Origin of the sequence: Fischerella sp. PCC 9605 (genome assembly GCF_000517105.1) — a bacterium.
Taxonomy (GTDB): domain Bacteria; phylum Cyanobacteriota; class Cyanobacteriia; order Cyanobacteriales; family Nostocaceae; genus PCC9605.
This window is the reverse complement of sequence record NZ_KI912148.1, coordinates 695,916-720,576: the sequence shown is the minus strand read 5'-3', so window position 1 is coordinate 720,576 and position 24,661 is coordinate 695,916. Positions and strand designations below refer to the sequence as shown.

Genomic DNA, 24,661 nt, shown 5'->3' with positions numbered 1-24,661 from the left:
AGGATAGCTAAAGTAACTAGCGCTGAGGTATTCTATGCCACCACCTGAGGCTCCTAATCAATTTTTTGACTTGATCGAGCAAGATCTTCTTGTTTGTCAAAGTTGTAGGGATGGAATCATTGAAGTTACGATCCGTAAGGTAGGTTTGGAAGAATTTGAACTGCGTCTGATTTCCTTCCGGGGTTCCTGGCGCTGTCCTTCTAAGGATCTGATTAGCTACGTAGAACAGTTACCACTGGATACGCACAGTCAAGTAGCTATCTATCGCGAACACTTCCAAAAGAGGTTGAGGAGTTTGTTACCTAATGGGTTTGGCTCACTCAAGCTAGATTTTTCAAAATCCAGAAGAGGAAGAACTGCGCCAATGTTTAGCTGCACGAAAACCGAATTGTTGGATTTTGACTGATTTGTGAGTAGGTCTGCTTAATAAAAGTATTTTTCGTGGTGACTGGCAATAGGAAATAATGAATAGAGAATGGTTAGTGGTTAGCGATCGCCAGTAAACTACTAACTACCAAATTTTACCTCTAGGTATGGAAAAGCAGTAAAAACTGTTTTCGTCCTTGAGGTCAGTCAATAAGTTCATAATTCTCAGCCCAAGAGAGTTTGGAAAAAGGCTACAGCAGGGCTGATCGGTGCAACAAGTCATCGCATCAGCTCTGTTTTTTTAAGTACTCAAACAGAATTAATTACACACGATGAATTCAATTTTGCTCAACTACTTATTCACATTCACCGATCGGGAGTTCACAATTATGTCTTTATTTCGCTTGGCTTGCGTGTTTCTTAAATATTTTTTATTAGCATTGGTTGGTTTAGCGATCGCCTATGTTTTATCATCTCCTTTTGGAGGCATAGGGATAGCAGCTATGCTATTTCCTTATGTTGTAGACTTAGTGATGCGATTTGGAATTGTTCTGTTTTGCGTAATCGCAACAACAATCATCTTTGAATCTGTGCGATAAAAGATGTTTAGAAAGTCAAAAAAGCTTGTGCAACGATACTCTCTCAACAGAGAAAAACACAACAGTGTTACACCAATGAAGCTTAAATTTTATCGAGGCTATCTGAGCGATAAACAGTAGGAGTTGCAATTGATCTACATTCCGTTAAATGCAAAATTCCAGCAGGGTTAAGCCATTGCTTAAATCTGCTGGAGTTTCTAGAGGTTAAATGTTTTATCTTAAGGTTTTAGTAGCGGCGATTGCTGCGTCCACCATTACCCCAGCTGCCACCACCTGAAGAATAATTTTTTTGATTGGTTTTCTCTGTACGAGGTCTAGCTTTGTTAACTTTCAAGTCTCTTCCCATCCACTCCGCGCCGTCAAGGGCATCAATAGCACTTTGTTCTTGTGCATCTGACTCCATTTCTACGAAGCCAAAACCGCGTAAACGACCTGTTTCGCGATCTGTAGGTAATTGAACTTTCTTAACTGTGCCGTACTCAGCAAAAACTTGCCTGAGGTCTTCTTCCCTAACCTCGTAGGATAAATTACCAACATAAATTGACATAGTGCATCTCCGAAATCACATAGGTAGAGAGTTAGATTCGGAGAGACGCTTCATAATAACCAAAACGATATTCTCAACCGAAAATAATTCCTGCCTTTGAAGTATAGCAAAAAATTTCCATGACCACAGCTTGTGGTGCGAGCGCCATATCTTCACTATTTTTTATCGATAGATGGAATAAACCTATATTTATTTAATACTTGCTTTCCAGTTCTGCGGGTGGCAAAGTTTACAAATTCTTGCACGGTTTTTGATGTTAGCTTTTTGATGATAATCCCGATAGGTCTTGTCATTTTATACCTATCGTTTTTGACATTTTGAATTGCGAGGAAGTCCAAGAAACGCGATCGCCCTTAGCAAAAATATAAATCAACCCTTATTTTTCATAGAATTCATCTCATTGAAGCCTAATGCAACTCGGCATAAATAACTATACATTTAGAAATAAGCCTAAAGATTAATTTATCAGCCATTCCTCCCTTTGCCTTCAAGTACTAGCAGCTAAAACTCATGAACCCATCATTGACTGCAACTGAAGTCCGTCAACTATGTCGCCAGGGAAAATTTCAAGCCCCTACTCCTGGACTTGCATCTGGGTATGTGCAGGCAAATCTAGTCATATTGCCCAAATCTATTGCATTTGACTTTCTGCTATTTTGTCATCGCAACCCCAAACCCTGTCCCTTACTTGATGTGACTGAAGTTGGGAACCCCGAACCTCAAATGGTTGCACCCGGTGCTGACATCAGATTTGACTTACCTCGTTACCATGTGTTTCGCCACGGTGAACTTCTAGAGGAAGTTACGGATATCAAAGAATTTTGGCGTGGTGATTTTGTCGCCTTTTTGATTGGTTGTTCGTTTTCGTTTGAAGCAGCACTGATGAATATAGGCGTACCCGTGAGACATATTGAGGAAGGCAAAAACGTACCGATGTATAAAACTAGTCTTAATTGTATGTCAGCAGGCGTGTTTTCTGGCCCCTTAGTAGTTTCTATGCGTCCCTTGTCACCTGCTGACGCCATTCGCGCCGTGCAGATTACCAGCCATTTTCCCAAATCTCATGGTGCGCCTGTACATCTAGGCGATCCAAGTGCAATTGGTATTGCAGATATAAATTCTCCTGATTTTGGGGATACAGTGACAATTCGCGAGGGAGAAATTCCTGTATTTTGGGCTTGTGGTGTGACAACACAAACTGCAATTGTTCAAGCTAAACCAGAAATAGCAATTACTCACGCTCCTGGACATATGTTTATTACAGATATCAAGGATGAATCTTTTTCCAGCTAATAAGCTGATCAACCAAAAAGCATTGCATATTTACTCTAATGGTCGTCCTTTGTTATTGGTTATTAGTCACTTGTATTTACAAAGGACAAATGACTAATGACCAATGACAGTCTTAATGAAAAATGCCTTGAAATACTCCCCAGAAATCTTAGACAAAATTGCCCAACTAGAATCTATCTGCGGACGGGATGTTGGTAGAGGCATTCAGCCACTAGTTCAAATAGCGAAGGGAGGACTGCTGGCAACAGCTTGTTCCATAGCTGAACATCCCGAGCCTCACGTAGCTATTATTACTGGTTTTTTTCTGCCATACGCTAATCCACCTGCTCCCGAAACCGATGGCCCCATAGGTTGTGCTCTCTTAGCAGCAGGTCTGCTGAGAGCAGGTGTGCCTGTCAGAATTGTCACTGATTCTCTTTGCTTTCGTGCAGTCAAAATTGCACTGCTGGCAGCAGGAGTACCTGCTAGTATTCCCTTTGATATTGTGCCAGTGGAGACGACCACAGGAAATCATCAAGTGGTTTCCTCGCTGCTCAATTTTTGGGACTCTTTAGAAAGACCTATTTCTCATGTGATTTCTATAGAAAGACCAGGCCCTAGTTATGATGGCATAGTCCGCAATATGAGAGGACAAGATATTACAGCTTATACTGCACCTTTACATATTTTATTTGCTTCAGAAAAAATCATCTCCGTGGGAATTGGTGATGGAGGTAATGAATTAGGAATGGGCAACATTCCTAAAGAAGTAATTCATCAACATATTCGTCATGGTGAAAAAATTGCTTGCATCATTACCTGCAATCATCTAATTGTTTGTGGGGTTTCTAATTGGGGGGCAACTGGTTTATTAACGGCTTTATCTTTGCTTCGTCCTGACTGGAAATCGGCAATTATTTCAGGATTAAATCCAAAGATTGAGTTTCGTATTTTAGAAACAATTGTTAAGTACGGGCCAGCGGTTGATGGAGTTAAAGCGGTGCAAAGTCTTTCTGTTGATAATTTAGCTTGGGAATTTCATGCCCAAGTATTGCAAGTAACAACTCGATTAATGTGGTAATTTCCAAAGTGAACTACCTACACTGACGGACAGACGTGGGGCTTTTTGCTGCTCTAGCTAAACTGGAATCATGCAATGGCGACCTGTGGTATCAGAGTTGTCAACTTCACCAATTAATGAAGGATGACGACTCCACCAATAAGTTGATTTGAGGTAGCCTGGTTCCAATTGCATGAGGGGAAGACCATGCTGTTGCAATACCCCTTGAATGCGGTGAAATGCTTCTGGAAGTAGGTTAAAGGGAATATCAGGAAAAGCGTGATGCACACCATGATAGTTCAAACCACCCATCAACCATCCGACCAGGGAACTAGTGTTGAGATTGCGACAAGCATAGAACTGCGTCAGTTGATGACCTGTAAACCTACCCCAAAGCGCATAGTGTTCTAAGTGATCGCGCGTCTGTCCTATGACTCCAGCGACCCGTTCTAAAATTAACCAGAATAACAAGTAGCGTAGCAGTACTCCTTGAGAGATGACTAAGATCAGCAGAATACCGTTTACCATAAGCATACCCGTTATATCAAGTAGCAATTGTTGACGTATCCGAGGTACTACCGTCTGGAAGCGCACACCCTTAATAAACGTTTTAAAAATCATCCCAAATCCCGCCAGTACAAAAATATCGCAGACCCACTGATGACGCACATACCAGCGCACAAAAGGATGAGCTTGCTGATACTCTTGCCAAGTCCACTGGACTCGTTCTGGATCTCGTAGGTCAATCCCATTCCAGCCATGATGCAAACGGTGCAGTTCTGCATAGATACTGTGGGGCCACAGCATTGGCCAGCCGATCAATCGGGGCATCAAAGCATCGAACCAATTCCATCCCGTCAGCGTCCGATGAATCATATCATGGGTGCACAGAAGCCAGTAACCATAGAATATTCCCGCCAGCATTGTTGCACCGACAAAGAGGCTGACCTTCGGTGTTAACCAAGCTAATGTCACCAGGCTGAAAAATATCAAACCAAGTATGCTGAAGCGTAACAGTCCTACTAAAGGATTTACTTGGTGTAAGTCGGCGGTGACTTGCCGTAACTCTTGAGAGAGACTAGTCAAAGTCATGGTGCGATCGCCCATAACCCACCTCACCTGAAATTGTAACCTAAGTAACTATTAGCTTAGCTCTTGAAAAAACTATTGCCATGTTGTATGTTCTAAAGGCTTCCTTAGAATGGCACAAACAAAAGAGGGGCAAAACAGCTTTACGACTGCATATTATGCAAATCTGTCAATATCCTACTTACAGTTTGCTGGGTAAATTTTTGCAACATAATCCTAATTTTTAATACTTTCCCACTCTCGATAAAGTTTGGTTAAGGGGGAATGGGTAAAGGGGAAAGGAAATGACCGAGCGTGCTTTCTCCATTTAACCTTTCACCGAACCGTATTGTTCCCACTCTCCTAAAATCTTTTGTGCTTGCTGACAAAGTACGTCATGGAACTGAGCATTACTAGCTAATAAACCACCCCATTGATTAATATCCCCGGTGTTGTATTGCAATGGCTGACCATCAAAGTGGGTGAACTGACCACCAGCTTCTGTCAAAATTAGTTCTGGTGCTGCCATATCCCAATCTTTAGGAGCAGATTTTCCAGAAAGGGAAATGTAAATATCTGCCTGTTGTTCAACAATAGTGGCAATTTTACAGCCTACGCTACCAACGGCTTTTTGATTTTGACAAGGCAAGTTTTGCAGTAAATATTCTAGTCTGTCATTGCGATGCGAACGACTGACAACAAGGGTTAAATCTTCAATGCGTTCCCGTGAGGATACTTTCAAAGAGGTGCTTTGGCGATCGCTATTTTCTACAAATGCACCACCGCCTTTGGTTGCATAGTACAATTTTCCTGACTCCGGGAGTGCTACTACTGCTAACATCGGGCGATGTTCCTTGACCAAGGCCATGTGAATGGCATACTCTCCAGTCTTTTCAATAAAGTCTCGTGTGCCATCTAAAGGATCGATAATCCACGCCCATCCAGAATTCGGGTGCTTGGTTTGTTCTTGTTTGTAGGTTTCTTCGCTAATATAGGCAAAATCTTCTTGACCTAAAGCCGCTTGTAGCTTCTCCAAAATGTGGCGACTTACAGCAATATCGGCAATGGTGACAGGGTCATTATCTTTATACTGCACTTCTAGATTTTGATAAGTTTCATGGTAATAAGACCGCAGTATTTCAGCTGCACTCCAACCGACAGAACAAGCTAGTTCGAGGATTTTTTGTAGGTCTTGCATGAATTTTGCCTTATATTTCATGAACTTATCACCCCACCCCTTGCCCCTCACCGCTAGCAAGGAGGGGTATATTAGTTATTACTTTCCCCCCTCTCTGCTTGCGGAGAGGGGGGTTAGGGGGGTGAGGTTTCCATCCAGCGGCGTGTGCCAAAAAATTGACAGGAAAAAGCAGCAATCTTTGCAGCTGATGCTAATGCATCAGTGAAATTTTCCCGTAAGATGTAATGACAAAAAGCACCGTGGAAAATATCTCCAGCCCCCAGTGTATCAACAGCTGGAATTTTTGGCACATCTATAAAGCCATTTGTACTCCCCTCTGAATATGTGAGATACCGAATCGGTTTTTCGCCGTGGGTAATGGCAATGTGAGAAATGCCAAGTTCACTAAGATAGGCAAACACTTCTTCTTCTGTCTGGCAATGGGGAGGATGGAAATTAGCAGAACAAATCGCGTAATCTACAAATGGCAAACTTTGTTCAAACCCTGATTTCCAGCTACCACCATCAATAACAACTGGGATATTTCTGGCTTTTGCTGTTTGGGCAATTTCTATCCCAACTGTCATTTGATGTCCGTCAATCAGTACGATATCAACATTTTGGAGAATGTCTGACGGGATAGCTTGGCTGTTGGCTTGAGTTTTGGCAGCATTGATGGAAATTACTGCGCGTTCTCCGCTAGCTTGGGTAACAATGATAGAAGAAACTGGCGGTGGGTTTTCTGTGGTGGGATCAAGGTCAATGATTTCGATTTGATATTTTTGCAAGTCCCCACGAATTAGCTGCGTCATCGGGTGAGAACCCACTACACTTAACAACCTAGAGACGCGCCATGGCGCGTCTCTACAGGCTAAATGGCTAAAAGCAACAGCAGCATTTGTAGCCGGGCCACCTGCGGCAACAGTATAGTCAGCAGCGACTATTTTTTGATTGTTCTTGGGGGGAGATTGGGCAAGGTAAATTAGATCCAAGGTTAATAAACCAACAAATAAGCCTGTCATTTGTTATTAGTTGTTTGTTGTTTGTTGTTGGTTGTTGGTTGTTTGGCGTTTGGTGTCGGAACAAGCAACAATCAACTACCAACTACTTTAAGGGCGGGTTTAGCAATATCAAAACCTGTCCCTATCAACAATCAACTACCAACTACCAACTACCAACAAACAACTTTCATGCAAACCGATCCAAAACCAGGAACACTCTACGTTGTCGGCACCCCGATTGGCAACCTGGAAGATATGACTTTCCGGGGAGTACGAATTTTACAAGCGGTGGATCTGATTGCAGCGGAAGATACGCGCCATACGGGGAAGTTGCTACAGCATTTTCAAATTAAAACTCCGCAACTGAGTTACCACGAACACAATCGTAATAGTCGCATCCCAGAATTATTAAAGCAGTTGGGTGAGGGTAAAGCGATCGCTCTAGTTACAGATGCAGGTATGCCGGGAATTTCTGACCCTGGATATGAATTAGTCAAAGCATGTATTGATGCTGGGATCGCGGTAGTACCAATTCCTGGTGCAAATGCGGCAATTATAGCTTTAAGTGCAGCAGGATTACCAACGGAAAGATTTGTGTTTGAAGGATTTTTGCCAGCGAAAGCTCAAGGGCGACGAGAACACCTAGAATCCTTGAAAACAGAATCTCGCACTTTAATTTTCTACGAGTCTCCCCACCGTTTGCAAGACACTTTACAAGATTTAGCAGATATTTTCGGAGCCGAGCGCCAAATTGTCTTGGCACGGGAGTTAACTAAATTTTATGAGGAATTTTGGCGAGGAAAGCTGGCAGAGGCACTTTCTTTGTTTCGCGATCGCGAACCCCAAGGAGAATACACTTTAGTAGTAGCGGGAACTTCACCCACTCAATTGCAGCTATCAGAAGCAGAATTAAAAGCTGAGTTAACAAAACTCATCGCTCAGGGAATATCGCGATCGCAAGCTAGCCGTGAGTTAGCAAAAGTTACTTCCTTACCCCGCCGCCAACTCTATCAACTTGCTCTTACTATTGATACTGGGGATTAGGGCATAAAAATTATGAATTATGAATTATGAATTATGAAATTTTCAGCATTCATAATTCTCACCAATACCCAATTCCCGATCCCCAATTCCCAATGCCCAATGCCCAATTAGGCGATCGCGTCTTTTTGGTCATAAGTATTTTACATGTAGTTTCGCCAAGGTAAAGGCGGCATTACAATGGGATATATCGATCATGAGGAAAACGCAAGAATGACCCAAGTGGTTTTAGGAGAGAATGAAGGGATAGAATCGGCTCTGCGCCGCTTTAAACGCCAGGTTTCCAAAGCTGGCATCTTAGCTGATGTTAAGTATCACCGGCACTTTGAAACACCGTTAGAAAAGCGCAAACGTAAAGCAGTAGCTGCTAGACGCAAGCGGCGTTTTAAATAAACCGATTCGGTACTGACGTTGCTTGAAAAAATAATCTTAAATCAGCTAAAGCGCCTCCGCTATCATTTTTAAAAAAAATCAGCAAGAGAAACCACACCTCTGATTGGGGTGTAAGGGAATTAGCTTGCCAAGGTACGGAGCGCGTCAAGTGTCCGATTGTGGTTAGATGGAGCAAGCAAAACTGCTGCCCATCAACCAAATTAGAAGAAAAAAACAAAAAACACCGTGTTTGCCACGGTGAAAGTTTTTGTTTTTAAATAAATTAGGGCTTCTTGAGCTTTCCTCTATAAAAATTGCGTAATTAACAAGTCACAATAATTACACATTCTTGGCTGGAGAAATTTTCGGTTCAGGAATGCTAATTATGGTGCTGTTACAACGGTTCATCGCTTTTTCTACTCCTTGTTTGAGGCATAATTCTACGCATTCAGTTACAAACAGGAGCACATCGGATACAAGCTGAGTCTCAGAAGCGGAAAATTTCCCCAACACATGGGAGACAGCATTAGTTTCATCATTATTAGTAGCATCTTTTGGTCTACCAATGCCGATCCGGAGGCGGGGGAAATTTTGCGTACTCAGATGGGCGATCGCGCTTTTCATACCGTTGTGTCCTCCAGCAGAACCAGACAAGCGTAAGCGAGTCTTTCCTAGAGGTAAATCCATATCATCATAAATTATCAATACCGACTCAGGTGGCAACTTGTACCAATTGATGACAGCTTGTATAGACTGTCCGGAGCGATTCATATAAGTAAGCGGTTTCAGTAAGCGAATCTTGTCTTTTGTTGGTGCGATACCTTCGCCGTACTCACCTTGAAACTTGCGATTTTCTGCCAGAGGAATCTGCCAAGAACGCGATAGAGCATCCAACGCAGCAAAACCAATATTATGGCGTGTTTGTTCATACTTAGGCTCTGGATTCCCCAACCCGACAATTAGTTGGGGAATCACCAAAGCTGTTTTGGCAGTGGCTTCTGTCATTTGAAGTCTGAATTATGAATTATGAGTTATGAATTATGAAGGAATAAGTAAATATATTATCCTCCTGCCTTTTGCCTTCAATCTTCAAACTTCTTCCTTTTGCACAGCCTCTAATTTCTTCGGTTCAATTTCAGCAGTAGTCTTCACCGCTTCTTCTAACTGAGCTGCTTCTTTTTGAAACTCATTTTGAAACTCCCTAGAAGCATCTTGAAAACCGCGAATCGCCTTTCCCATACTGCGGCCAATTTCTGGCAACTTCTTCGGCCCAAAGATTAACAGCGCCACAACCATAATCAGAGCCATTTCCGGCAGACCAATACCAAATACATTCATTTGTGCTTTCTCCTGTCAACTCAAGAACTGCTGCGGAAACCCACAAATTTAGTTTAGACATAGTTAGTGGTTAGTGGTTGATAGTTCTTTGTTGGTTGTTGGTGGTTGGTAGGAATAACCAACAACAAACAACCAACAACTACCAACCAACAACAAACTTAACAAAAAAACCCGGACTGGCCGGGTGGGTAAGCGTTTTGATGCAAGCTTTAGAGCTTTCCTATCAATTAACGCCCTAAACTCCGCCAATCAACATTGACGTCCTGGATCATTATTGACTTGTTATAGAGTTGCAGAATAATCAGCAGAAACACGAAAAATAGACCCATAAAAACAGCCATCAGGGGGGTAGTACCCCAACCTGGAGCAACTTTACCATATTCAGAGTTCAGGGGTCTGAGGATATCTCCCAACCGCGTCCTTTGAGCCATATTTCACCTTAAGATCAGTTGCCAAAGCATTTTTTAATCTTCTGTAATATTCTATAAGAATAGCACTCATAATCTATCCCTAAATTATGGAACCCGCAACAGTTCTTAGCATTTCCGTTGGCGCGATCGTCATAGTCATCACCGCGCTATCTATTTACACTGCTTTTGGTCCTCCCTCTAAGCAATTGAGCGATCCGTTCGAGGATCATGAAGATTAAATGGGGATTGGTTGTTGGTTGGTGGTTAGTGGTTGTTTGGAATAACCAACAACAAACAACCACCAACTACCAACAAAGAACAACCCAATCATTAAACCAGTTCAAATTCTTGCACAAGTGTTGACTTGCAGTTGAAAACTGGCAATTTTCCACGGTTTGATAGTCAAGGTTCGCTCAGAAGATGAAAATGTAGTCTCCGAGAAGGAACGCTCCAACAAATCTACCGACTCTCCCAAAACCAACCCCAAATCACTCTGCAAGCACAACTCGGCTGTTTCTCCGCAGCATTCATAACAACGAATAATCCACTGGTGCGAGTCATCTTCTGCTTGCTTTAACGCCATTAAGATTAAATTTTCAGCCGATAATTCTAAGAAACTCACTCCACTTTCTGCACCTGTTTGTTCTGTGGTAGAAGAGTTGGAGGTGAGGTTGTTTGGACACACCATGACTTGTAAGGGTATATTCAATTCATACCCGCGTCGGACAGTATGGGCTGATTTCCAGTTACCAGCATGGGGATACAAGGCATAAGTGAATTCATGTAAACCTCGATCTGCTTGAGGATCTGGCCAGTTGGGACTGCGTAGTAAGGTCAAACGCAGCTGATTTGGTTGAGTGTCGTAACCATATTTACAATCATTGAGCAAACTAACACCGTAAGAATTTTGGATTTTGGATTTTGGATTTTGGATTGAGGAATGGGGAACTCGGGGTCCCCACGACCGCAGGGAGTGGGGATTAGGGGCAACGGGGATCAGGGATTGGGGATTAGTGAAAAGTTCTTCCTTGTCCCCCTTTTCCCCTTTGTCCTCTAGTCCCTCCATCTCTTCCGTCAAATCTGCCCAACGCAAAGCGGGGACTTCCCATTTTGCCTGTTCTGCTGGAGTTTGAGGTTTGGTAGGGCGACGAATCGCACCACAAGGAATTTCGTAGGTGGCAAAGTCTGCTTCGACGTTAAGAGGAAAAGCGGCTTTCACTAATACTTGCTGTTCTTGCCAATCAACAGTCGTAGCGATTTTCAGCATTGGTGAAGCTGCCCAGAGAATGTAATCACAGCAGAACTCCGATTCGCCGAGTTGTTGCACCACACGTAGGCGGCTTTGTACTGGGCCGTTTTCTAGCCATTGAATAGATTTCAATTTGGCTGGTGGTAGAGGATGCTGGGCATAGTTGGGATCAATGTTCCATGCATCCCAGTATTGACCGCTGTCTTGAAAGGCTTGTAATTGATTGCCACATGGTTGATTGAGAACTTCTCTGTTATTGACTTTGTCAAAAACGCTAGATAAATTACCAGTTTGTTCGTCAACAATTACCTGCAAAAATTCATTTTCTAAAGTCAATCTTTCTGGCGAAATTTGTTCTTGCTTTTGCAGACCTAATTTGGTATCTTCATAATGGACTGTATTATTGTCTTTTTCAAGCTCAGAGGGACACAACCAAAAAAGACGACAGCCAACCGATGGAATATCGCTAGCCAAAAATAGCAGCGTTGATGCCTCACCCATCTGGGAGACAAGTTGCTGTCCGGAGGTATCGTAAATCTGCCATTCCTGGTTGAGTGTCGGTGCTGAGGGTAAGGAAACAGCGACGACTTCAGAACGCTGCCAATTGAGAGAATTAAACACTACTACAGGCAAACTGTCTGGTTTTGGCGGATCTGGGAAGCGAATTTGGGATGCGATCGCCCTTAATGATTCCTGCAATGTCTCCGTACCGACTTTTTCGACTTCCTGCCACTCAGGCAAGGCATCCTCGTAAACTTCAGTAATCGAGGAACCAGGCAGAATGTCGTGAAATTGGTTAAATAACACTTTCTTCCAAGCAGCTTCTAGTTCCGCCTTTGGATAACTTACCCCACCGCTAATTGTTGCGATCGCCGCAAACAGTTCCGCTTGGTACAACAAATTTTCACAACGACGATTCCAGCGTTTTTGATCCCCGTGAGTGGTATAGCAACCGCGATGGAATTCCAGATAGAGTTCATCGTCCCAGGTGGGGAGAGTGGGGGCTAGGGGCCCCCTCTGGGGTTGGGGGCTGTGGGGGCTAGGGACCCCCTCTGGGGTTGGGGGCTGTGGGGGAGATGTAGAGACGCGCCATGGCGCGTCTGGGAGTGGGGGAGTAAGAGACTGTTGACTATTGACTGTTGACTGAAGTTGCTGAAGATATTTCTCGGCAGTAGTGAATTCTAGTTGCGGGAAGAAAGGAGATTTTTGCCAGCGTTGGGCGATTTTTAACATATCACGGGTGGGGCCGCCGCCGTGATCGCCAACACCGGGAAGCCAAAGCGGGTCTGCAAAACCAGTTTGAGTTTGCCATTCAATAGCGTAGTCAGCCATTTTCACTGGATCGATACCCTCACCTATGGGTGCGGACATTAAACTAAATATTTCACTGCCATCGGGAGAATGCCACCAAAAAGCACCGTAAGGAAACTTGGTCGTATCATTCCAGCGCAACTTCTGAGTTACGAAATACTCAATTCCTCCCTGTTGCATGAACTGCGGTAAAGTCGCACAAAAACCAAAAGTATCGGGAACCCAAACCACACTGGCAAGCTTGCCAAACTTTTCCAGCACGTAGCGCTGACCATACAATAACTGCCGAACAATTGATTCACCAGCAATCAAATTTAATTCCGGTTCCACCCAAAAACCGCCCACAACTTCCCAACGTCCCGCTGCTACTTGTTCTTGAATAGCCCTAAACAAGTCTGGGCGATTTTCCTCAACCCAAGCATATAACGCCGGAGTCGAATGACAAAAAATCAACTCCGAAAAATCTTCCTGCAATTTTAGAACCGACTCAAAAGTATTTTGTGCCGCCCTCCAAGTTTCGCTTACACGCCACAGCCACGCCATATCTAAATGAGCATGACCCAAAAGATAGATTTTGGATTTTGGATTTTGGATTTTGGATTGCAGCAGTTTATCACGTAAAGATAAAAGCGCTCGATCCAACTCTCCCTTCTCTTCCTCTGTGTACTCTGCGCCTCTGTGTTTTATTACCTCTTCCACTGCTACCGCCAAACTATCCAACTTCTCTGGCGCAAATTTTTCTAAATAACGCTGCGTCACAGCCAACTCATCAGCCACAAAACCGGGATCGAAACGGTTATCATCAGTGGACTCATAAACTAGTAGCGATCGCACCAACGCCCCATCACAATGTCCCGGACTTACCAAACGCAAAGCTACTAACAATTCCTCCCCTGGCGTCACCGCCTGACTGAGTAAAACCCGAGGAGAACAATCAAATAAATCTCCTTCACCCAGCAACTCTCCATTCACATATATTTCGGCAGAATTTGCCCACCAAACCAACGCCAGCCGCAAAGACAAACCCTGTAGGGCATAACCCTGTAAATCTTGAGGAATTACTAATTTTTGCGCTAACCACAAAACCTTTTGTCCCCCAGCCCAAGCAATATGTCCCTTAGCATTGATTTGGGCAGGTGTCCAATCACACAAAGAGGATGCGTTTACCTCAGCAACAGCCAGATCCGCTGCCAAACAGCGCCAATTCGGGAGAATATTCTCTTGACAAAAAGAGCGTAGTTTCTCGACTGCCGCCCAGATGAATTTAGTATTGGATGGCGATACGGGAGAGGTCATATTTTCGCTATGATGTAGTTCATTGTTAGTTGTCTGTTGTTTGTTGTTTGTTGTTTGTTGATTGTTGTTCGCTCGTTTAGAAAAGACAACTACCAACCACCAACCACCAACCACCAACTACTAACAAACAACCACTTTATTGTTTGGTGAGAATCGGATCATTCACAAAGCTCTCAACAAAAATTCACTACCATGCCTTCTGCTTCCTCTGAACGCTATCAAAGCAGACTTTTTAACTTCGTTCACAAACAATCTCGACGCTGGAGTGAAGGGGTAGGACGCACCTTCCGCCATCTGCAAGTTGCTGCCAGTTGGTCGCTAGAAGCACTCATGTACCCTGTGTTTATGCTGTTTCAAAAAGCTGTTGAGTCAGCAAACAAACAACTACACGCCGGACAGCAACCACAAAGGCTACAGTTACAAGCACAAGCAAATGATACCGATTTCCAGTCTGAAACTCCTCCAGTAGCTGATATCCCCATTCAGCAAGTGCTACAGGCTGTGGAGAGTCTGCAACTTCAGTCAATAGTCAATGCTCAAGAGTCAATAGTCAATAGTCAAGAGTCAAATATTACCGCCACTCTCCCCCTCCCCCCCTCTCCTAATTCCCCCACTCCCCCTCTCTCCCCCTCTCCCCATCTTCTTCACATTCGGGGAATTGCCTCTGATTTATCTAATCGGCAGTTGGTACTGGTCAGCCCTAACAATGAAATTCTGGATATTTTAACGCCTCAGCAGCAGCAACTATTGGAAGACCGAATTATTGCAGAAGTTGCTAACTACTGGCGTTGCTGGCGATTATCTCAAGTAAAGGAAGAAACAAAGGTCTTAAGTGAAATTAATAACCTATTGATCAAGCTAACTTCCAGTAGCAGTGAAAATAACTTGCCAGCGCTATCCTCTGGTAATGTAGATACAAATATTGAGTCTTCATATTTACTAAATACTGAGCGATCGCTGTCATTGCTAGATGCAGCTGTTGCCAAGTTGGAAACAAATACTTTAGAGCCTGTATCTCGCGCCAGTTGGCAGCTTATTCAAATTCTCCAAACTCAGTTCCAGATATTTATTTACGGTAAAGAGCAGATAACTACTAACACACAAACACAAACAGTAGTTACTCCGAATCATTTGAACAATCAAGCGTCGAATATTCAGAAGTTAATTTGGGCAGCAGTCAATTTCTTTTTTGGAGAACGCCAGGCTAAAAAACTAGAGCAAACTACACCTAAAAATAGTATTTCTGAAGCTTTGCCAATCAGTCAAGGCGAAAGATTTCTACAGCGTTCTATTCCTCAAACCTTTCTTAAAAAACCTCAGTTGCAAATTAACGAAGTAGATCTGTGGCTAAGCGAGAGTGATTTGTTTGGTAATTTTCAGGCAGTAAGTGAACCTGCAAATCATAATGTCAGCAATCAACAGTTAGTTGCATCGACTTCAACTCCAAACTCTACCCTTTCTGCAACTCACAAAGACAAGTACTATCTGCAAAACTTAATTAATCGCTTCAAAAGCATCAGATTACCACTAAAATCAAAATCCAGCGCGGGATTGGTACAACGGCAAAAACCAATTCTTGACATCACTTCTACTCAAAAACAATCTGCTAAATTAGCTACTGGCGCACAAACTGCATCCACTATTTCTCGGTTGGAAAAACAAAGCGATCGCACCAAAATTTCTCAGCGGCGACACCGCCAAACTTCCGAAGTTGAAGCAAAACCAGATTGGATTGAAACGAAAGCCAAAATAGTTGGGTATGATAAGCATCTACTAGAGCAAATTTTAGAATTGTTGGATAGCACTATGCTTTGGCTAGAGGAATTATTCGTGAGCATTTTTCAGATGTTACAGAAGTTATGGCGTGGTAAATAAATTAGTTAGTAGTTAGTAGTTAGTAGTTAGTAGTTAGTAGTTAGTAGTTAGTCCAAAGAACAAACCACAAACAACAAACAACAAACAACTAATAAAATGATTAGACCTCAACGCATTGAACCTGGCCCTGGACAAGAATCAGTCTGGGACTATCCCCGTCCTCCTCGCTTAGAGGAAACAAACAAGCATATCCAAGTAATATTTAATCGTGTCACAATTGCAGATACTCACCGCGCTAAGCGTGTCTTAGAAACCAGTCATCCACCTTCTTACTACATTCCCCCAGAAGATATCAAAATGGAATACCTAATCCAATCACCGCAGTCTAGCTTTTGTGAATGGAAGGGAAATGCTGATTATTACACAGTCCGCGTAGGTGAAAAACAAGCGCAAAATTCTGCTTGGTACTATCCTAATCCTACACCTGCTTTTGCATCTATCAAAGACCATGTAGCTTTTTATGCTCATTTAATGGATGCTTGTTACGTGAACGGGGAAAAAGTCCAGCCGCAACCAGGTAATTTCTATGGTGGTTGGGTTACAAGCGATATTGTTGGGCCCTTCAAAGGTGGCCTTGGTAGTTGGGGATGGTAACTAGGTTTGTCCTTGGTAAATACAAATGACTAATGACAATTTTGCATTAGCTTAGGCGCGATCGCCTATAGTACATCATCCCGATCCCCATCCCCATGAATTCTTTAATCTGCTTAAGAGAATGTTAAAGTTAACACCTATATAAAGAAAATATGTAAGTATAATTTTTGAGATTGAGCAACTTTTCTTACAATTTATTCAGAGTTTTTGCCCTTATCACGTTTTTAGAAAATAAGTAAAATATTTTACATGATTTATAAAAACACTCATGTCTGCTGAGGCGATCGCACCTGAATTATGGGAGTGCATTAAGGCGATCGCCATAATCTCTACACTGCTTCCGAAAATCTCTATTTTGAACTTGAAGTAGAGATTAATCGTAGCTGAGAGACACTACTCTGAATTGACCGAGTGTAGTTGCTGTAATTAAAACAGTTTAGGAGTTCATAGAATGAAATTCGGAATTGATATTGGTCACAATTGCCCTCCAGATACAGGTGCTAAAGGAATTGATAAAACAGAAGATTTTTTAACAAAAGCTGTTGGCGAAATTGTGATCCAAAACCTACAAAAAGCAGGTCATAGTGTCGTTAATTGTACTCCAACTTCTGTTAGTAGTGTAAATGATTCTCTTCGTAAGAGAGTTGATAAAGCTAACCAAGCAAATGTAGATTTTTATGTTTCGATTCACTTTAATTCCTTTAATGGCAAAGCGCACGGTACGGAAGTTTTCGCTTTGAGTCCAAAAGGACGTGAAGTTGGTAAGAAAGTTCTTGACGAAATTGTTGCACTTGGATTTAATGATAGACGCGTTAGAGAAGCCAACTTTTTTGTTCTGAAAAATACAAATATGCCAGCCATTTTAATTGAGTGTTGTTTTTGCGTATTCACCAATTGATATGGGCAAATTCAATGCTAAAGCAATGGCTGACGCTATTACTAAGGGTTTGATTGGCAACCCAGACGAAAGCAACAAGCCGCAAAATTTAATTATTAAAATGCCTACTTTCCTCAAACCTTCAACAGAACAAGTCAAAGATTTACCGAAGGAAAGTTGTATAGAAATTCAAGCTGGAACTTACCCAATCATGGATTTCCGTTTTGAAGAAGGGCATTATTTCATTGAATGGCCTAATACCAGTCAAGGCAACCGTCGCGAACACTTTGTTTTCGCAGGTCATAGCGAAATTAAATAAGCTAATAAAGATTTAGTTTGCATAATCTATAGAGGATAAATATTTTGTAGTGCAGGCGGAAAGTCCACAACAACTATGCAAGTAAAAAATACATTAGCTTAACAAGTGATGCGATCGCTCTAATATTGTATATCTGAAATAGAGATGGGAATCATTCCGTCTCTATTAGTTTATATATTCTTTATTATGAATTAAAAGTTATAAGTTGGAACTCATAATCTTGAAAATTATTCATTATTCACAGTTAATTTGCAAAAGCTTGCGGTTCAAATATCAGATACGTTCCTCCCAGCCCTTCTACAATTGTGCGAGTATTAGCAGTCAACATTTTTTGGTAAGTGTCACCTTCGTTTCCCGATGTGCCCAAATTATCAATCAATAATTGCCTTTCAGAAACTTTTACTTTTGCTGTCTTCGCAACTGTATTAATTAAATCGGGATTAACTTGAGTGTCCACAAAAATAGTTGGTATTCTTGCTCGTCTGAGGTTTCTAACTAGTACTTTCACTCGTGCAGATGTGGGTTTTGTCTCACTATTAATATTCTTTAAAGCGTTTGGAGATGTAAGATCGTAAGCTGTGACATAATAAGCCATTGCATCATTAGTTGTCACTAACTTGCGATTGTTGCTAGGAATACTAGCAATGCGTAATTTCATCCATACATCTAACTGGTTTAGCTCTTTTTTAATTCTTTGAGCATTGCTGTTATATAGCGACGCATTTTCTGGTATTATTTTACTTAAGTTGCTGCTAATAATCTCTACCATCCTAATCCCATTTTTAGGATTGTGCCAAACATAAGGATTAGAAACAATCTTGCCATTTCTCCTATACTGTAATGGATTGGGAACAGCACGCTGAGCAACTGCAATTTTAGCTGCTGGGCTTTTACTCGTCCTAATTAACCTCAACAAACTTGGTTCAAAACCGTATCCATTATAAAAAATTACTTTTGCTTGTTCTATCGCTGTGCTGTCTTCTGGCTTTGGTTGATAAAGGTAGGGAGCAGTATCAGGGGATGTTAAGCAAGTAAGATTGATTGTTTGTGCTGCCACTTGTTTGGTTAAGTCACACAGTACACTTGTGGTGGCAACGACTTTGGGCAAATTACTATTTAACTCAGTGGGGGTAGTGGTGGTTGTGGAAGAAGAATTAACTAAATCAGTTGTATAATTACAGCCAACAAATCCAATAGTTAGGGCAACAAGGATAGCACGCAGAGATTGGGTTAGAAGTTTAATTGTGTAAGGATGGCGCGTATTGCTCATAGAAGTTGATTTCGCAGGCCAAATTGTGCAATCTATCTGTTGGAAATTGTAGCGACTGCGTTAGCAGTACGAGCCACAAGCAAGAAGTTTTCTTCGTGTCTTGGTGTCTTGGTGGTGAAAAAATAAATTTTATGAACCACCAAGACACTAAGACACCAAGTGGAATCAGCAAAAACCAGGCAATGAAAGCAGATTTTTCACCCTCCTTGAAAGGGCTGGTCTTCACACCTTACTATCAATGCTTGTACATCTAGTAGAATAACTGCAATATATTTCTGATACAAAAACTACTAACGAGCAACCAGTAACATTGATTGTCAGTTTGCACCCACCCTAATTCATTAAACAATAGATTGCTAAATTTCACTGATAATTGCGATCGCTTAATCCTGTTTAGCCTCAGAGAGAATACTTGAGACTGATGTCACAGGATAGACAAGCAAGAAATTTGGAGGAGCATCTATGTGTCTTTGATGCCAAATTGATTACACATTAAATAAGCTCAACAGAGGTTCCTCCAAAACCTGATAAATGTTTGTACGGGAATTATGTTAAGAGTTGTAAAGCTATAAACTAAACATATATTTAAGACATTATGTTGAGCCAACCTGCCGCCTTGTCTTAGATAACTACAAATTATTCAACATTAACAATGAACAGTAATGACAAAAACAATGGAAGATCAGATCCATCTAACATGGATGAAATGAGAGTTACACCCGCCTCTCAAAAAACAGGAGCTTTCCCAAGGTCGATTGGTAGAACAATTAATAGAATCAAAGCCGATTTTTCTCCAGAAGCAGAAGAGCAGTTTGTTAGAAAATTCCAGATTTCGAGAAAGAGGACAAGAACAGCTATACGCTTTTTGCTGATGCTCGTGATTATACCGCTTTTAACTCAACAGATATCTAAGCAATTCTTGATAAGCCCAATAGTAGAGCATTTTCGAGGTAAAAATACACCTCAAATTTTTCTCAATTCTGAAATGGAAGAGGAAGCCCTGCATGAATTAAAATTTTTTGAAGAAAAGCTGAGATTTGAAAGCTTAATTTCTAAATCTCCTTCACTTTCTCCAGAAATCATAGAAGAAAAGGTTAAACAAAAAACACATGAAATAGCAGACGAATTTCGTAGGAAAGGTAGTGACGCTATCAGCAATATTTTTGCTGATATGCTATCACTATTTGCTTTTGCGTTAGTTATAGTTACCAGCAAAAAAGAAATTGTAATTGTTAAGTCATTTATAGATGAAATTATCTATGGTCTGAGTGATAGTGCCAAAGCTTTTTTGATTATTTTGTTTACAGATATATTTGTAGGGTTTCACTCACCACACGGCTGGGAGGTAATTCTGGAAGGATTGGCGGAACATTTGGGTTTGCCAGCAAGCCACAACGCGATATTTTTATTTATTGCCACATTTCCTGTGATTTTAGACACTATATTTAAATACTGGATATTCCGCTATCTCAGTCGGTTGTCACCTTCAGCCTTGGCTACATTAAAAGAAATGAACGAGTAAATAATTTTAATTTTTTAATGGCTTATGCGTGCAATGCTTTTGGAAGCACCGTGTCAACCTCTGCGATTAGCTGATTTACCTGTGCCAAAACCCAATCCTGAACAGGTGCTGATTCGCATTCATGCTTGCGCTGTCTGTCGTACAGATTTGCATATTGTAGATGGAGAACTGACACACCCAAAACTACCTTTGATACCTGGGCATCAAATTGTGGGTACTGTAGAAGCTGTAGGGGAACGAGTGGAAAGATTTCGTGTGGGCGATCGCGTTGGCGTACCTTGGTTGGGTCATACTTGCGATCGCTGTCGTTATTGTGTGTCTGGACGCGAGAACCTTTGCGATTACGCCCAGTTTACTGGATACAACCTGGATGGCGGTTATGCCGAGTATACTGTTGCCGACTACCGCTTTTGCTTTTCCATTCCAGAGGGCTATCCTGACTTGCAAGCTGCACCGCTATTATGTGGTGGGTTAATTGGCTATCGCGCTTACAGAATGACTGGGGATGCTGAAAAACTCGGTTTTTATGGCTTTGGTTCCGCTGCCCATATTTTAATTCAACTGGCCCGTTATCAAGGGCGTCAAGTCTTTGCCTTTACCCGTTCTGGCGATACTGAAGGACAAGAATTTGCCCGCCATTTGGGTGCAGTTTGGGCAGGTGGTTCTGATGAATTACCTCCAGAACCATTAGACGCAGCAATTATTTTTGCCCCTATCGGTAAACTAGTACCTGCTGCTTTGCGTGCAGTTGCTAAAGGCGGCGTGGTAGTTTGTGCTGGTATTCACATGAGTGATATTCCTGCTTTTCCCTACGAAATTCTTTGGGAAGAAAGGGTTTTGCGGTCTGTTGCTAACCTTACTCGCCGAGATGGGGAAGAGTTTCTAGCACTAGCACCCAAAGTCCCTATCCGAACAGAGGTAAATCTGTTTGGATTAAATGAAGCAAACGAGGCTTTAGACGCCCTTCGCAGTGGTAAAATTGAAGGCTCAGCAGTGTTGGTAGTTGATTAATGATTTGGGATTTTTAAATGCAAGGCAAAGTTTTGCAAGATTTATCAGCACCAAACTTAGTGACAGCGCTGGAAAACAACTTGTTCGCATTCATGACCAACTATGGTAATGCACCCAACAGCGAACTCTACTGCGGATCGAACTTAACTCGGTTTACCACTGGCGTTTGCTTTCCATTTTTCAACGGTGTTTTACGCGCCCAACTCAACCCTGACGACATCGATACTACTATCACCGAAACTCTTAACTACTACACTGCATTACAGTTGCCGATGTTTTGGTGGACAGGGCCAGAAACCCAACCACCTGATTTAAGAATCCATCTGGAAAATCACGGGTTAAACTGTGTGAGTGAGTTGCCCGTGATGGCTATAGATTTGTCGACTTTACCCCAACAGTTACCTCTACCAGCAGATTTGGATATAGCGCTAGTCAATGACAGCGAAACTCTCAAGCATTGGGTGCGAGTAGCAATGGTCGGTTTCGAGGTTCCCGATACAGAATTTGATCGTGTGTTGGAACTAGAACTGAGCCTTGGTATAAATTCTGAGCAGTATAAACGTTTTATTGGTTGGTGGAAAGGTGTGCCTGTAGCAACGTCAGAGTTGTATTTAGATGCAGGAGTGGCTGGCATCTACTTTGTCGCCACACTCCCAGAAGTACGAAGACAGGGATTGGCGACAGCTGTAGTATTAGCAGCTTTGCAGAAAGCCCGTACTTTAGGATACTGCGTAGGGATGCTACAAGCTTCGCAAATGGGAGTTAATGTATATCGCCGGATAGGATTTCAGGAATACTGCAAGATGGGTCTTTACTTGTGGGCGGGCGAACAAAGTTATGCGTGAACAATGCGATCGCAGAACCTACAGACAAAAGACAAACTGAAGTGCGATCGCGGTTTTTTCCTGATTTTGGTAATCCTTATCTCCCCATCTTCTCTTCAATCTCCCTGAGGGTATTCCTCCCACAAAGTTGTAATTTCCCGCAGACTTTGATGATCGCCATTACCCAAAATGAGATGATCTAGCAGTGGGATACCCAAAAATTGTGCTCCTGCTAATAACTGTTTGGTTAATTCGATATCTTCGCGGCTAGGTTCAACATTACCGGAAGGATGATTGTGTGCTATTATCAGCCGCGTCGCACCTTGGCGAATTACTTCTCGGAAAATCTCACGGGGAGGTGCAAGGGTTTCGGTAGCTGTGCCAATAGTAATTACTTGCGTTCCCAACAAGCGATTTTTTACATCTAACAGTACAACTGCAAAACGTTCTTGCGTTTGCCACATCAAATCTTGACTGAGAGTAGCGGCGGCAGCAGCTGGGCTATCGATGACTGTACGATCGGAAGGGCGAGATTGAAAGGCGCGTTTACCTAATTCGATTGCTGCTAATATTGTTGTTGCTTTTGCCGGGCCAATGCCGGGAATTTGCATCAATTCTGCGGCACTAATATCTCGCAAAACTGCCAAAGGTTCGCGATCGCATTTACTCAATTCATGCAGAATGTATTGTCCTAAGCCCACAGCGGAAAGTTTGCCTGGCCCTTGACCAGTGCCGAGCAGAATTGCTATTAATTCAGCTGTGGATAACACTTTTGAACCGTGACTCAATAACCGCTCTCGCGGACGTTCAGTCTCAGGCATATCAACAATTCTGAGGCAATAGGTCATAGACAAACCAAAGGAATAACGATGAAAGAGTATCTATACTCTAGTTATCCCCTGTAAGGCCTCAAAATCTCTACTAATTTGACAAAATATTTAAAGTTTTGTTGGTTGTTGGTTGTTTGTTGGTCGTTGTTCTACCCACTAACCACTAACTACTAACCACCAACTAACACCTTACTGATAGGTTTGTGTTGCTTTGAGCATATGATAAGTGATGAGAAGCTGGGTGAGAGCGAGGGGATAGCTTTGGATTGTTTCACCCGTCGTACCAGCAACTTTGCCTAACTCTGGATTACTTTCGCGATCGCATATGTTCTTTAAGTTGGGCATATCAGCACAAATCATATGTTCTAGCTTGTCAACTTGTTCTAACGTTGCATGACCATCTACTTCTAAAACATCAACTGGTTTACCCATATCTCTGTCCAGTCCTAAACGGATGGCAGACATGGAATTATTCTCACCAAGACCAAGAATTTGGGTAAAATCTGGATGGGGAATTGTTGGGCGCAGTACCAAACGGACATTTAGGTGTCCGTTCATTTGGTTTATATCGTCGTTGGGTGGATAGAAACTCACCACTATATCTGACCATTGCCGCTGCGGACGGATAAATTGCTCTGAATCTGGTTCCCGTTTTTCTAGTTCTGCCAGCACCTGTTCTTCTGTGTAGCCGCGCTTTTGGGTATCCCGCTTGACTTTCCACTGAGCGCGTAGTGGTTCGGGGGGCGCAAGGTAAGCTTTCACATCATAGCAATCGCGAGCACCACGAGTAGAATAACCCAGCAATCCTTCAACAATTACAAATTTGTTGGGTTTGATATACACAGGTGCCTCAAATGTACCTGTTTTGTGACTGTAGACAGGTTTGAGAATTGGTTGTCCCGTCCTGAGCAGCGATAGATGCTGCTGCATAATATCCAGATAGTTGCAGTCAGGATGGAGAGCCGTAATACCAATTTCTGCACGTTGCTTGCGATCGTACTTGTGGTAATCATCTGTGCAGATGACTGTAACATTTTCTGGGCCGAGTACCTGAGCAATCCCTTTTGTCAGTGTTGTTTTGCCAGCGGCACTATCACCAACAATACCAAGAATGATTGGACGGCTCATGCTTCCTTCCCCCTGAAAATATTAGGTACAGTAAAACGCGATTTTGAATAGTATGCCAGTTTACTAATTCTAGAAATTAATGAAACATAACTCAAGGTGGAAAATGAATGCTGCTATCAAATTAAGTAACTAAATGTTGAGTTAATACCAATTTGCGTTCTAAAGTGTAATTCTGAATCGAGCGATAGCGGAGTGTAGAATCTCGCGAGATACTTCGCTTCATTTCGTTACGCTCAGTATGACAAAATTACAGTTCCGAATGCGGATTGGTATAATTACCGATAATTTAGGTTTTTTACTCTTT

General features: G+C 42.3%; 26 protein-coding genes. 15 read left to right on the top strand and 11 right to left on the bottom strand.

The features are described 5' to 3' along the window. The first annotated feature begins 34 nt into the window (after positions 1-34). The gene (locus FIS9605_RS0105560) at positions 35-406 is read left to right on the top strand and encodes a hypothetical protein (protein WP_026731698.1); all 372 of its coding nucleotides are present in this window, start codon (positions 35-37) and stop codon (positions 404-406) included. A gap of 292 nt (positions 407-698) precedes the next feature. After that, complete coding sequence (locus tag FIS9605_RS0105555) at positions 699-965, top strand: hypothetical protein (RefSeq protein ID WP_231510244.1); 267 nt, start codon at positions 699-701, stop codon at positions 963-965. A 226-nt stretch (positions 966-1,191) separates the two neighbouring features. On the opposite strand, the gene FIS9605_RS0105550 is transcribed toward FIS9605_RS0105555, so the two are convergent. Next, positions 1,192-1,512 (bottom strand): RNA recognition motif domain-containing protein, encoded by a 321-nt coding sequence (locus tag FIS9605_RS0105550; RefSeq protein WP_026731696.1) that lies wholly within the window; start codon positions 1,510-1,512, stop codon positions 1,192-1,194. Positions 1,513-2,022: 510 nt separating this feature from the next. On the opposite strand from FIS9605_RS0105550, the gene FIS9605_RS0105545 reads away from it, so the two are divergent. Together FIS9605_RS0105545 and FIS9605_RS0105540 are read left to right on the top strand one after the other, a co-directional pair. Beyond that, positions 2,023-2,805 (top strand): putative hydro-lyase, encoded by a 783-nt coding sequence (locus tag FIS9605_RS0105545; RefSeq protein WP_026731695.1) that lies wholly within the window; start codon positions 2,023-2,025, stop codon positions 2,803-2,805. A gap of 103 nt (positions 2,806-2,908) precedes the next feature. Continuing rightward, a complete protein-coding gene (locus tag FIS9605_RS0105540) occupies positions 2,909-3,865 on the top strand; it encodes a DUF4392 domain-containing protein (protein ID WP_231510243.1) in 957 nt (318 codons plus the stop codon). 57 nt (positions 3,866-3,922) lie between these two features. On the opposite strand, the gene FIS9605_RS0105535 is transcribed toward FIS9605_RS0105540, so the two are convergent. The 3 genes from FIS9605_RS0105535 to FIS9605_RS0105525 form a co-directional block, all read right to left on the bottom strand. Beyond that, complete coding sequence (locus FIS9605_RS0105535; protein WP_026731693.1) at positions 3,923-4,951, bottom strand: fatty acid desaturase family protein; 1,029 nt, start codon at positions 4,949-4,951, stop codon at positions 3,923-3,925. Between the two features lie 289 nt (positions 4,952-5,240). After that, positions 5,241-6,110 (bottom strand): 3'(2'),5'-bisphosphate nucleotidase CysQ family protein, encoded by an 870-nt coding sequence (locus FIS9605_RS0105530; RefSeq protein WP_026731692.1) that lies wholly within the window; start codon positions 6,108-6,110, stop codon positions 5,241-5,243. Positions 6,111-6,223: 113 nt separating this feature from the next. Next, positions 6,224-7,111, bottom strand: coding sequence for a sugar kinase (locus tag FIS9605_RS0105525; protein WP_026731691.1), 888 nt, complete (start codon positions 7,109-7,111; stop codon positions 6,224-6,226). Between the two features lie 168 nt (positions 7,112-7,279). Here FIS9605_RS0105525 and rsmI point away from each other — a divergent pair, with 168 nt between their 5' ends. Genes rsmI through rpsU form a run of 3 tightly spaced genes read left to right on the top strand, consistent with a single transcriptional unit; the run spans position 7,280 to position 8,524 of the window. Beyond that, a complete protein-coding gene (rsmI, locus tag FIS9605_RS0105520; protein ID WP_026731690.1) occupies positions 7,280-8,134 on the top strand; it encodes a 16S rRNA (cytidine(1402)-2'-O)-methyltransferase in 855 nt (284 codons plus the stop codon). A 26-nt stretch (positions 8,135-8,160) separates the two neighbouring features. After that, the gene (locus tag FIS9605_RS42430; RefSeq protein ID WP_155960364.1) at positions 8,161-8,298 is read left to right on the top strand and encodes a hypothetical protein; all 138 of its coding nucleotides are present in this window, start codon (positions 8,161-8,163) and stop codon (positions 8,296-8,298) included. A 46-nt stretch (positions 8,299-8,344) separates the two neighbouring features. After that, positions 8,345-8,524 (top strand): 30S ribosomal protein S21, encoded by a 180-nt coding sequence (gene rpsU / locus FIS9605_RS0105515; protein WP_009459242.1) that lies wholly within the window; start codon positions 8,345-8,347, stop codon positions 8,522-8,524. Positions 8,525-8,842: 318 nt separating this feature from the next. Here rpsU and pth read toward each other — a convergent pair whose 3' ends face one another. The 3 genes from pth to psbH form a co-directional block, all read right to left on the bottom strand. Next, complete coding sequence (gene pth / locus FIS9605_RS0105505; RefSeq protein ID WP_026731688.1) at positions 8,843-9,508, bottom strand: aminoacyl-tRNA hydrolase; 666 nt, start codon at positions 9,506-9,508, stop codon at positions 8,843-8,845. 84 nt (positions 9,509-9,592) lie between these two features. Then, positions 9,593-9,841 carry a TatA/E family twin arginine-targeting protein translocase gene (locus FIS9605_RS0105500; RefSeq protein WP_026731687.1) on the bottom strand — a complete coding sequence of 83 codons (249 nt, stop codon included), beginning with the start codon at positions 9,839-9,841 and terminating at the stop codon, positions 9,593-9,595. Positions 9,842-10,068: 227 nt separating this feature from the next. Continuing rightward, entirely contained in the window at positions 10,069-10,272 is a 204-nt protein-coding gene (gene psbH, locus FIS9605_RS0105495; RefSeq protein ID WP_026731686.1) for a photosystem II reaction center phosphoprotein PsbH, read from the bottom strand. 86 nt (positions 10,273-10,358) lie between these two features. On the opposite strand from psbH, the gene psbN reads away from it, so the two are divergent. Next, complete coding sequence (gene psbN / locus FIS9605_RS40620) at positions 10,359-10,490, top strand: photosystem II reaction center protein PsbN (protein WP_016871838.1); 132 nt, start codon at positions 10,359-10,361, stop codon at positions 10,488-10,490. 101 nt (positions 10,491-10,591) lie between these two features. Here psbN and FIS9605_RS0105485 read toward each other — a convergent pair whose 3' ends face one another. Next, positions 10,592-14,107: an alpha-mannosidase gene (locus FIS9605_RS0105485; RefSeq protein WP_026731685.1), complete on the bottom strand. Its 3,516-nt coding sequence runs from the start codon at positions 14,105-14,107 to the stop codon at positions 10,592-10,594. 192 nt (positions 14,108-14,299) lie between these two features. Here FIS9605_RS0105485 and FIS9605_RS0105480 point away from each other — a divergent pair, with 192 nt between their 5' ends. The 4 genes from FIS9605_RS0105480 to FIS9605_RS45005 all read left to right on the top strand — a co-directional run bounded on the left by FIS9605_RS0105480 (position 14,300) and on the right by FIS9605_RS45005 (position 17,772). After that, the gene (locus FIS9605_RS0105480) at positions 14,300-15,982 is read left to right on the top strand and encodes a hypothetical protein (protein ID WP_026731684.1); all 1,683 of its coding nucleotides are present in this window, start codon (positions 14,300-14,302) and stop codon (positions 15,980-15,982) included. Between the two features lie 96 nt (positions 15,983-16,078). Then, on the top strand, positions 16,079-16,576 hold the full coding sequence (locus FIS9605_RS0105475) for a DUF427 domain-containing protein (protein ID WP_026731683.1): 498 nt from the start codon (positions 16,079-16,081) through the stop codon (positions 16,574-16,576). Between the two features lie 451 nt (positions 16,577-17,027). Continuing rightward, positions 17,028-17,474: an N-acetylmuramoyl-L-alanine amidase gene (locus FIS9605_RS45010; protein ID WP_231510242.1), complete on the top strand. Its 447-nt coding sequence runs from the start codon at positions 17,028-17,030 to the stop codon at positions 17,472-17,474. 25 nt (positions 17,475-17,499) lie between these two features. Beyond that, positions 17,500-17,772, top strand: a complete 273-nt coding sequence (locus FIS9605_RS45005) for a hypothetical protein (RefSeq protein WP_231510241.1) — start codon at positions 17,500-17,502, stop codon at positions 17,770-17,772. A 244-nt stretch (positions 17,773-18,016) separates the two neighbouring features. Here the strand turns inward: FIS9605_RS45005 and FIS9605_RS0105465 are convergent, their stop codons facing one another. Then, complete coding sequence (locus tag FIS9605_RS0105465) at positions 18,017-19,042, bottom strand: metal ABC transporter solute-binding protein, Zn/Mn family (protein WP_026731682.1); 1,026 nt, start codon at positions 19,040-19,042, stop codon at positions 18,017-18,019. Positions 19,043-19,694: 652 nt separating this feature from the next. Here FIS9605_RS0105465 and FIS9605_RS36315 point away from each other — a divergent pair. From FIS9605_RS36315 to FIS9605_RS39730, 3 genes are read left to right on the top strand one after another with little or no spacing between them, the layout of a single operon-like run. Next, positions 19,695-20,564 carry a CemA family protein gene (locus tag FIS9605_RS36315; protein ID WP_082209727.1) on the top strand — a complete coding sequence of 290 codons (870 nt, stop codon included), beginning with the start codon at positions 19,695-19,697 and terminating at the stop codon, positions 20,562-20,564. Positions 20,565-20,588: 24 nt separating this feature from the next. Next, positions 20,589-21,575 carry a zinc-dependent alcohol dehydrogenase family protein gene (locus FIS9605_RS0105455; protein WP_026731681.1) on the top strand — a complete coding sequence of 329 codons (987 nt, stop codon included), beginning with the start codon at positions 20,589-20,591 and terminating at the stop codon, positions 21,573-21,575. 17 nt (positions 21,576-21,592) lie between these two features. Beyond that, positions 21,593-22,420 (top strand): GNAT family N-acetyltransferase, encoded by an 828-nt coding sequence (locus tag FIS9605_RS39730; protein ID WP_026731680.1) that lies wholly within the window; start codon positions 21,593-21,595, stop codon positions 22,418-22,420. 95 nt (positions 22,421-22,515) lie between these two features. Here FIS9605_RS39730 and radC read toward each other — a convergent pair whose 3' ends face one another. Then, positions 22,516-23,247, bottom strand: coding sequence for a RadC family protein (radC, locus tag FIS9605_RS0105445; RefSeq protein WP_026731679.1), 732 nt, complete (start codon positions 23,245-23,247; stop codon positions 22,516-22,518). 171 nt (positions 23,248-23,418) lie between these two features. Then, on the bottom strand, positions 23,419-24,357 hold the full coding sequence (locus FIS9605_RS0105440; protein ID WP_026731678.1) for a phosphoribulokinase: 939 nt from the start codon (positions 24,355-24,357) through the stop codon (positions 23,419-23,421). Positions 24,358-24,661: the final 304 nt, after the last annotated feature.

Excerpts from the sequence above, each read along its gene's own strand:
- FIS9605_RS0105560 (WP_026731698.1), top strand. The coding sequence starts at position 35 with ATGCCACCACCTGAGGCTCCTAATCAATTTTTTGACTTGATCGAGCAA.
- FIS9605_RS0105555 (WP_231510244.1), top strand. The coding sequence starts at position 699 with ATGAATTCAATTTTGCTCAACTACTTATTCACATTCACCGATCGGGAG.
- FIS9605_RS0105550 (WP_026731696.1), bottom strand. The coding sequence starts at position 1,512 with ATGTCAATTTATGTTGGTAATTTATCCTACGAGGTTAGGGAAGAAGAC.
- FIS9605_RS0105545 (WP_026731695.1), top strand. The coding sequence starts at position 2,023 with ATGAACCCATCATTGACTGCAACTGAAGTCCGTCAACTATGTCGCCAG.
- FIS9605_RS0105540 (WP_231510243.1), top strand. The coding sequence starts at position 2,909 with ATGACAGTCTTAATGAAAAATGCCTTGAAATACTCCCCAGAAATCTTA.
- FIS9605_RS0105535 (WP_026731693.1), bottom strand. The coding sequence starts at position 4,951 with ATGGGCGATCGCACCATGACTTTGACTAGTCTCTCTCAAGAGTTACGG.
- FIS9605_RS0105530 (WP_026731692.1), bottom strand. The coding sequence starts at position 6,110 with ATGCAAGACCTACAAAAAATCCTCGAACTAGCTTGTTCTGTCGGTTGG.
- FIS9605_RS0105525 (WP_026731691.1), bottom strand. The coding sequence starts at position 7,111 with ATGACAGGCTTATTTGTTGGTTTATTAACCTTGGATCTAATTTACCTT.
- rsmI (WP_026731690.1), top strand. The coding sequence starts at position 7,280 with ATGCAAACCGATCCAAAACCAGGAACACTCTACGTTGTCGGCACCCCG.
- FIS9605_RS42430 (WP_155960364.1), top strand. The coding sequence starts at position 8,161 with ATGAATTATGAAATTTTCAGCATTCATAATTCTCACCAATACCCAATT.
- rpsU (WP_009459242.1), top strand. The coding sequence starts at position 8,345 with ATGACCCAAGTGGTTTTAGGAGAGAATGAAGGGATAGAATCGGCTCTG.
- pth (WP_026731688.1), bottom strand. The coding sequence starts at position 9,508 with ATGACAGAAGCCACTGCCAAAACAGCTTTGGTGATTCCCCAACTAATT.
- FIS9605_RS0105500 (WP_026731687.1), bottom strand. The coding sequence starts at position 9,841 with ATGAATGTATTTGGTATTGGTCTGCCGGAAATGGCTCTGATTATGGTT.
- psbH (WP_026731686.1), bottom strand. The coding sequence starts at position 10,272 with ATGGCTCAAAGGACGCGGTTGGGAGATATCCTCAGACCCCTGAACTCT.
- psbN (WP_016871838.1), top strand. The coding sequence starts at position 10,359 with ATGGAACCCGCAACAGTTCTTAGCATTTCCGTTGGCGCGATCGTCATA.
- FIS9605_RS0105485 (WP_026731685.1), bottom strand. The coding sequence starts at position 14,107 with ATGACCTCTCCCGTATCGCCATCCAATACTAAATTCATCTGGGCGGCA.
- FIS9605_RS0105480 (WP_026731684.1), top strand. The coding sequence starts at position 14,300 with ATGCCTTCTGCTTCCTCTGAACGCTATCAAAGCAGACTTTTTAACTTC.
- FIS9605_RS0105475 (WP_026731683.1), top strand. The coding sequence starts at position 16,079 with ATGATTAGACCTCAACGCATTGAACCTGGCCCTGGACAAGAATCAGTC.
- FIS9605_RS45010 (WP_231510242.1), top strand. The coding sequence starts at position 17,028 with ATGAAATTCGGAATTGATATTGGTCACAATTGCCCTCCAGATACAGGT.
- FIS9605_RS45005 (WP_231510241.1), top strand. The coding sequence starts at position 17,500 with ATGGCTGACGCTATTACTAAGGGTTTGATTGGCAACCCAGACGAAAGC.
- FIS9605_RS0105465 (WP_026731682.1), bottom strand. The coding sequence starts at position 19,042 with ATGAGCAATACGCGCCATCCTTACACAATTAAACTTCTAACCCAATCT.
- FIS9605_RS36315 (WP_082209727.1), top strand. The coding sequence starts at position 19,695 with ATGAACAGTAATGACAAAAACAATGGAAGATCAGATCCATCTAACATG.
- FIS9605_RS0105455 (WP_026731681.1), top strand. The coding sequence starts at position 20,589 with ATGCGTGCAATGCTTTTGGAAGCACCGTGTCAACCTCTGCGATTAGCT.
- FIS9605_RS39730 (WP_026731680.1), top strand. The coding sequence starts at position 21,593 with ATGCAAGGCAAAGTTTTGCAAGATTTATCAGCACCAAACTTAGTGACA.
- radC (WP_026731679.1), bottom strand. The coding sequence starts at position 23,247 with ATGACCTATTGCCTCAGAATTGTTGATATGCCTGAGACTGAACGTCCG.
- FIS9605_RS0105440 (WP_026731678.1), bottom strand. The coding sequence starts at position 24,357 with ATGAGCCGTCCAATCATTCTTGGTATTGTTGGTGATAGTGCCGCTGGC.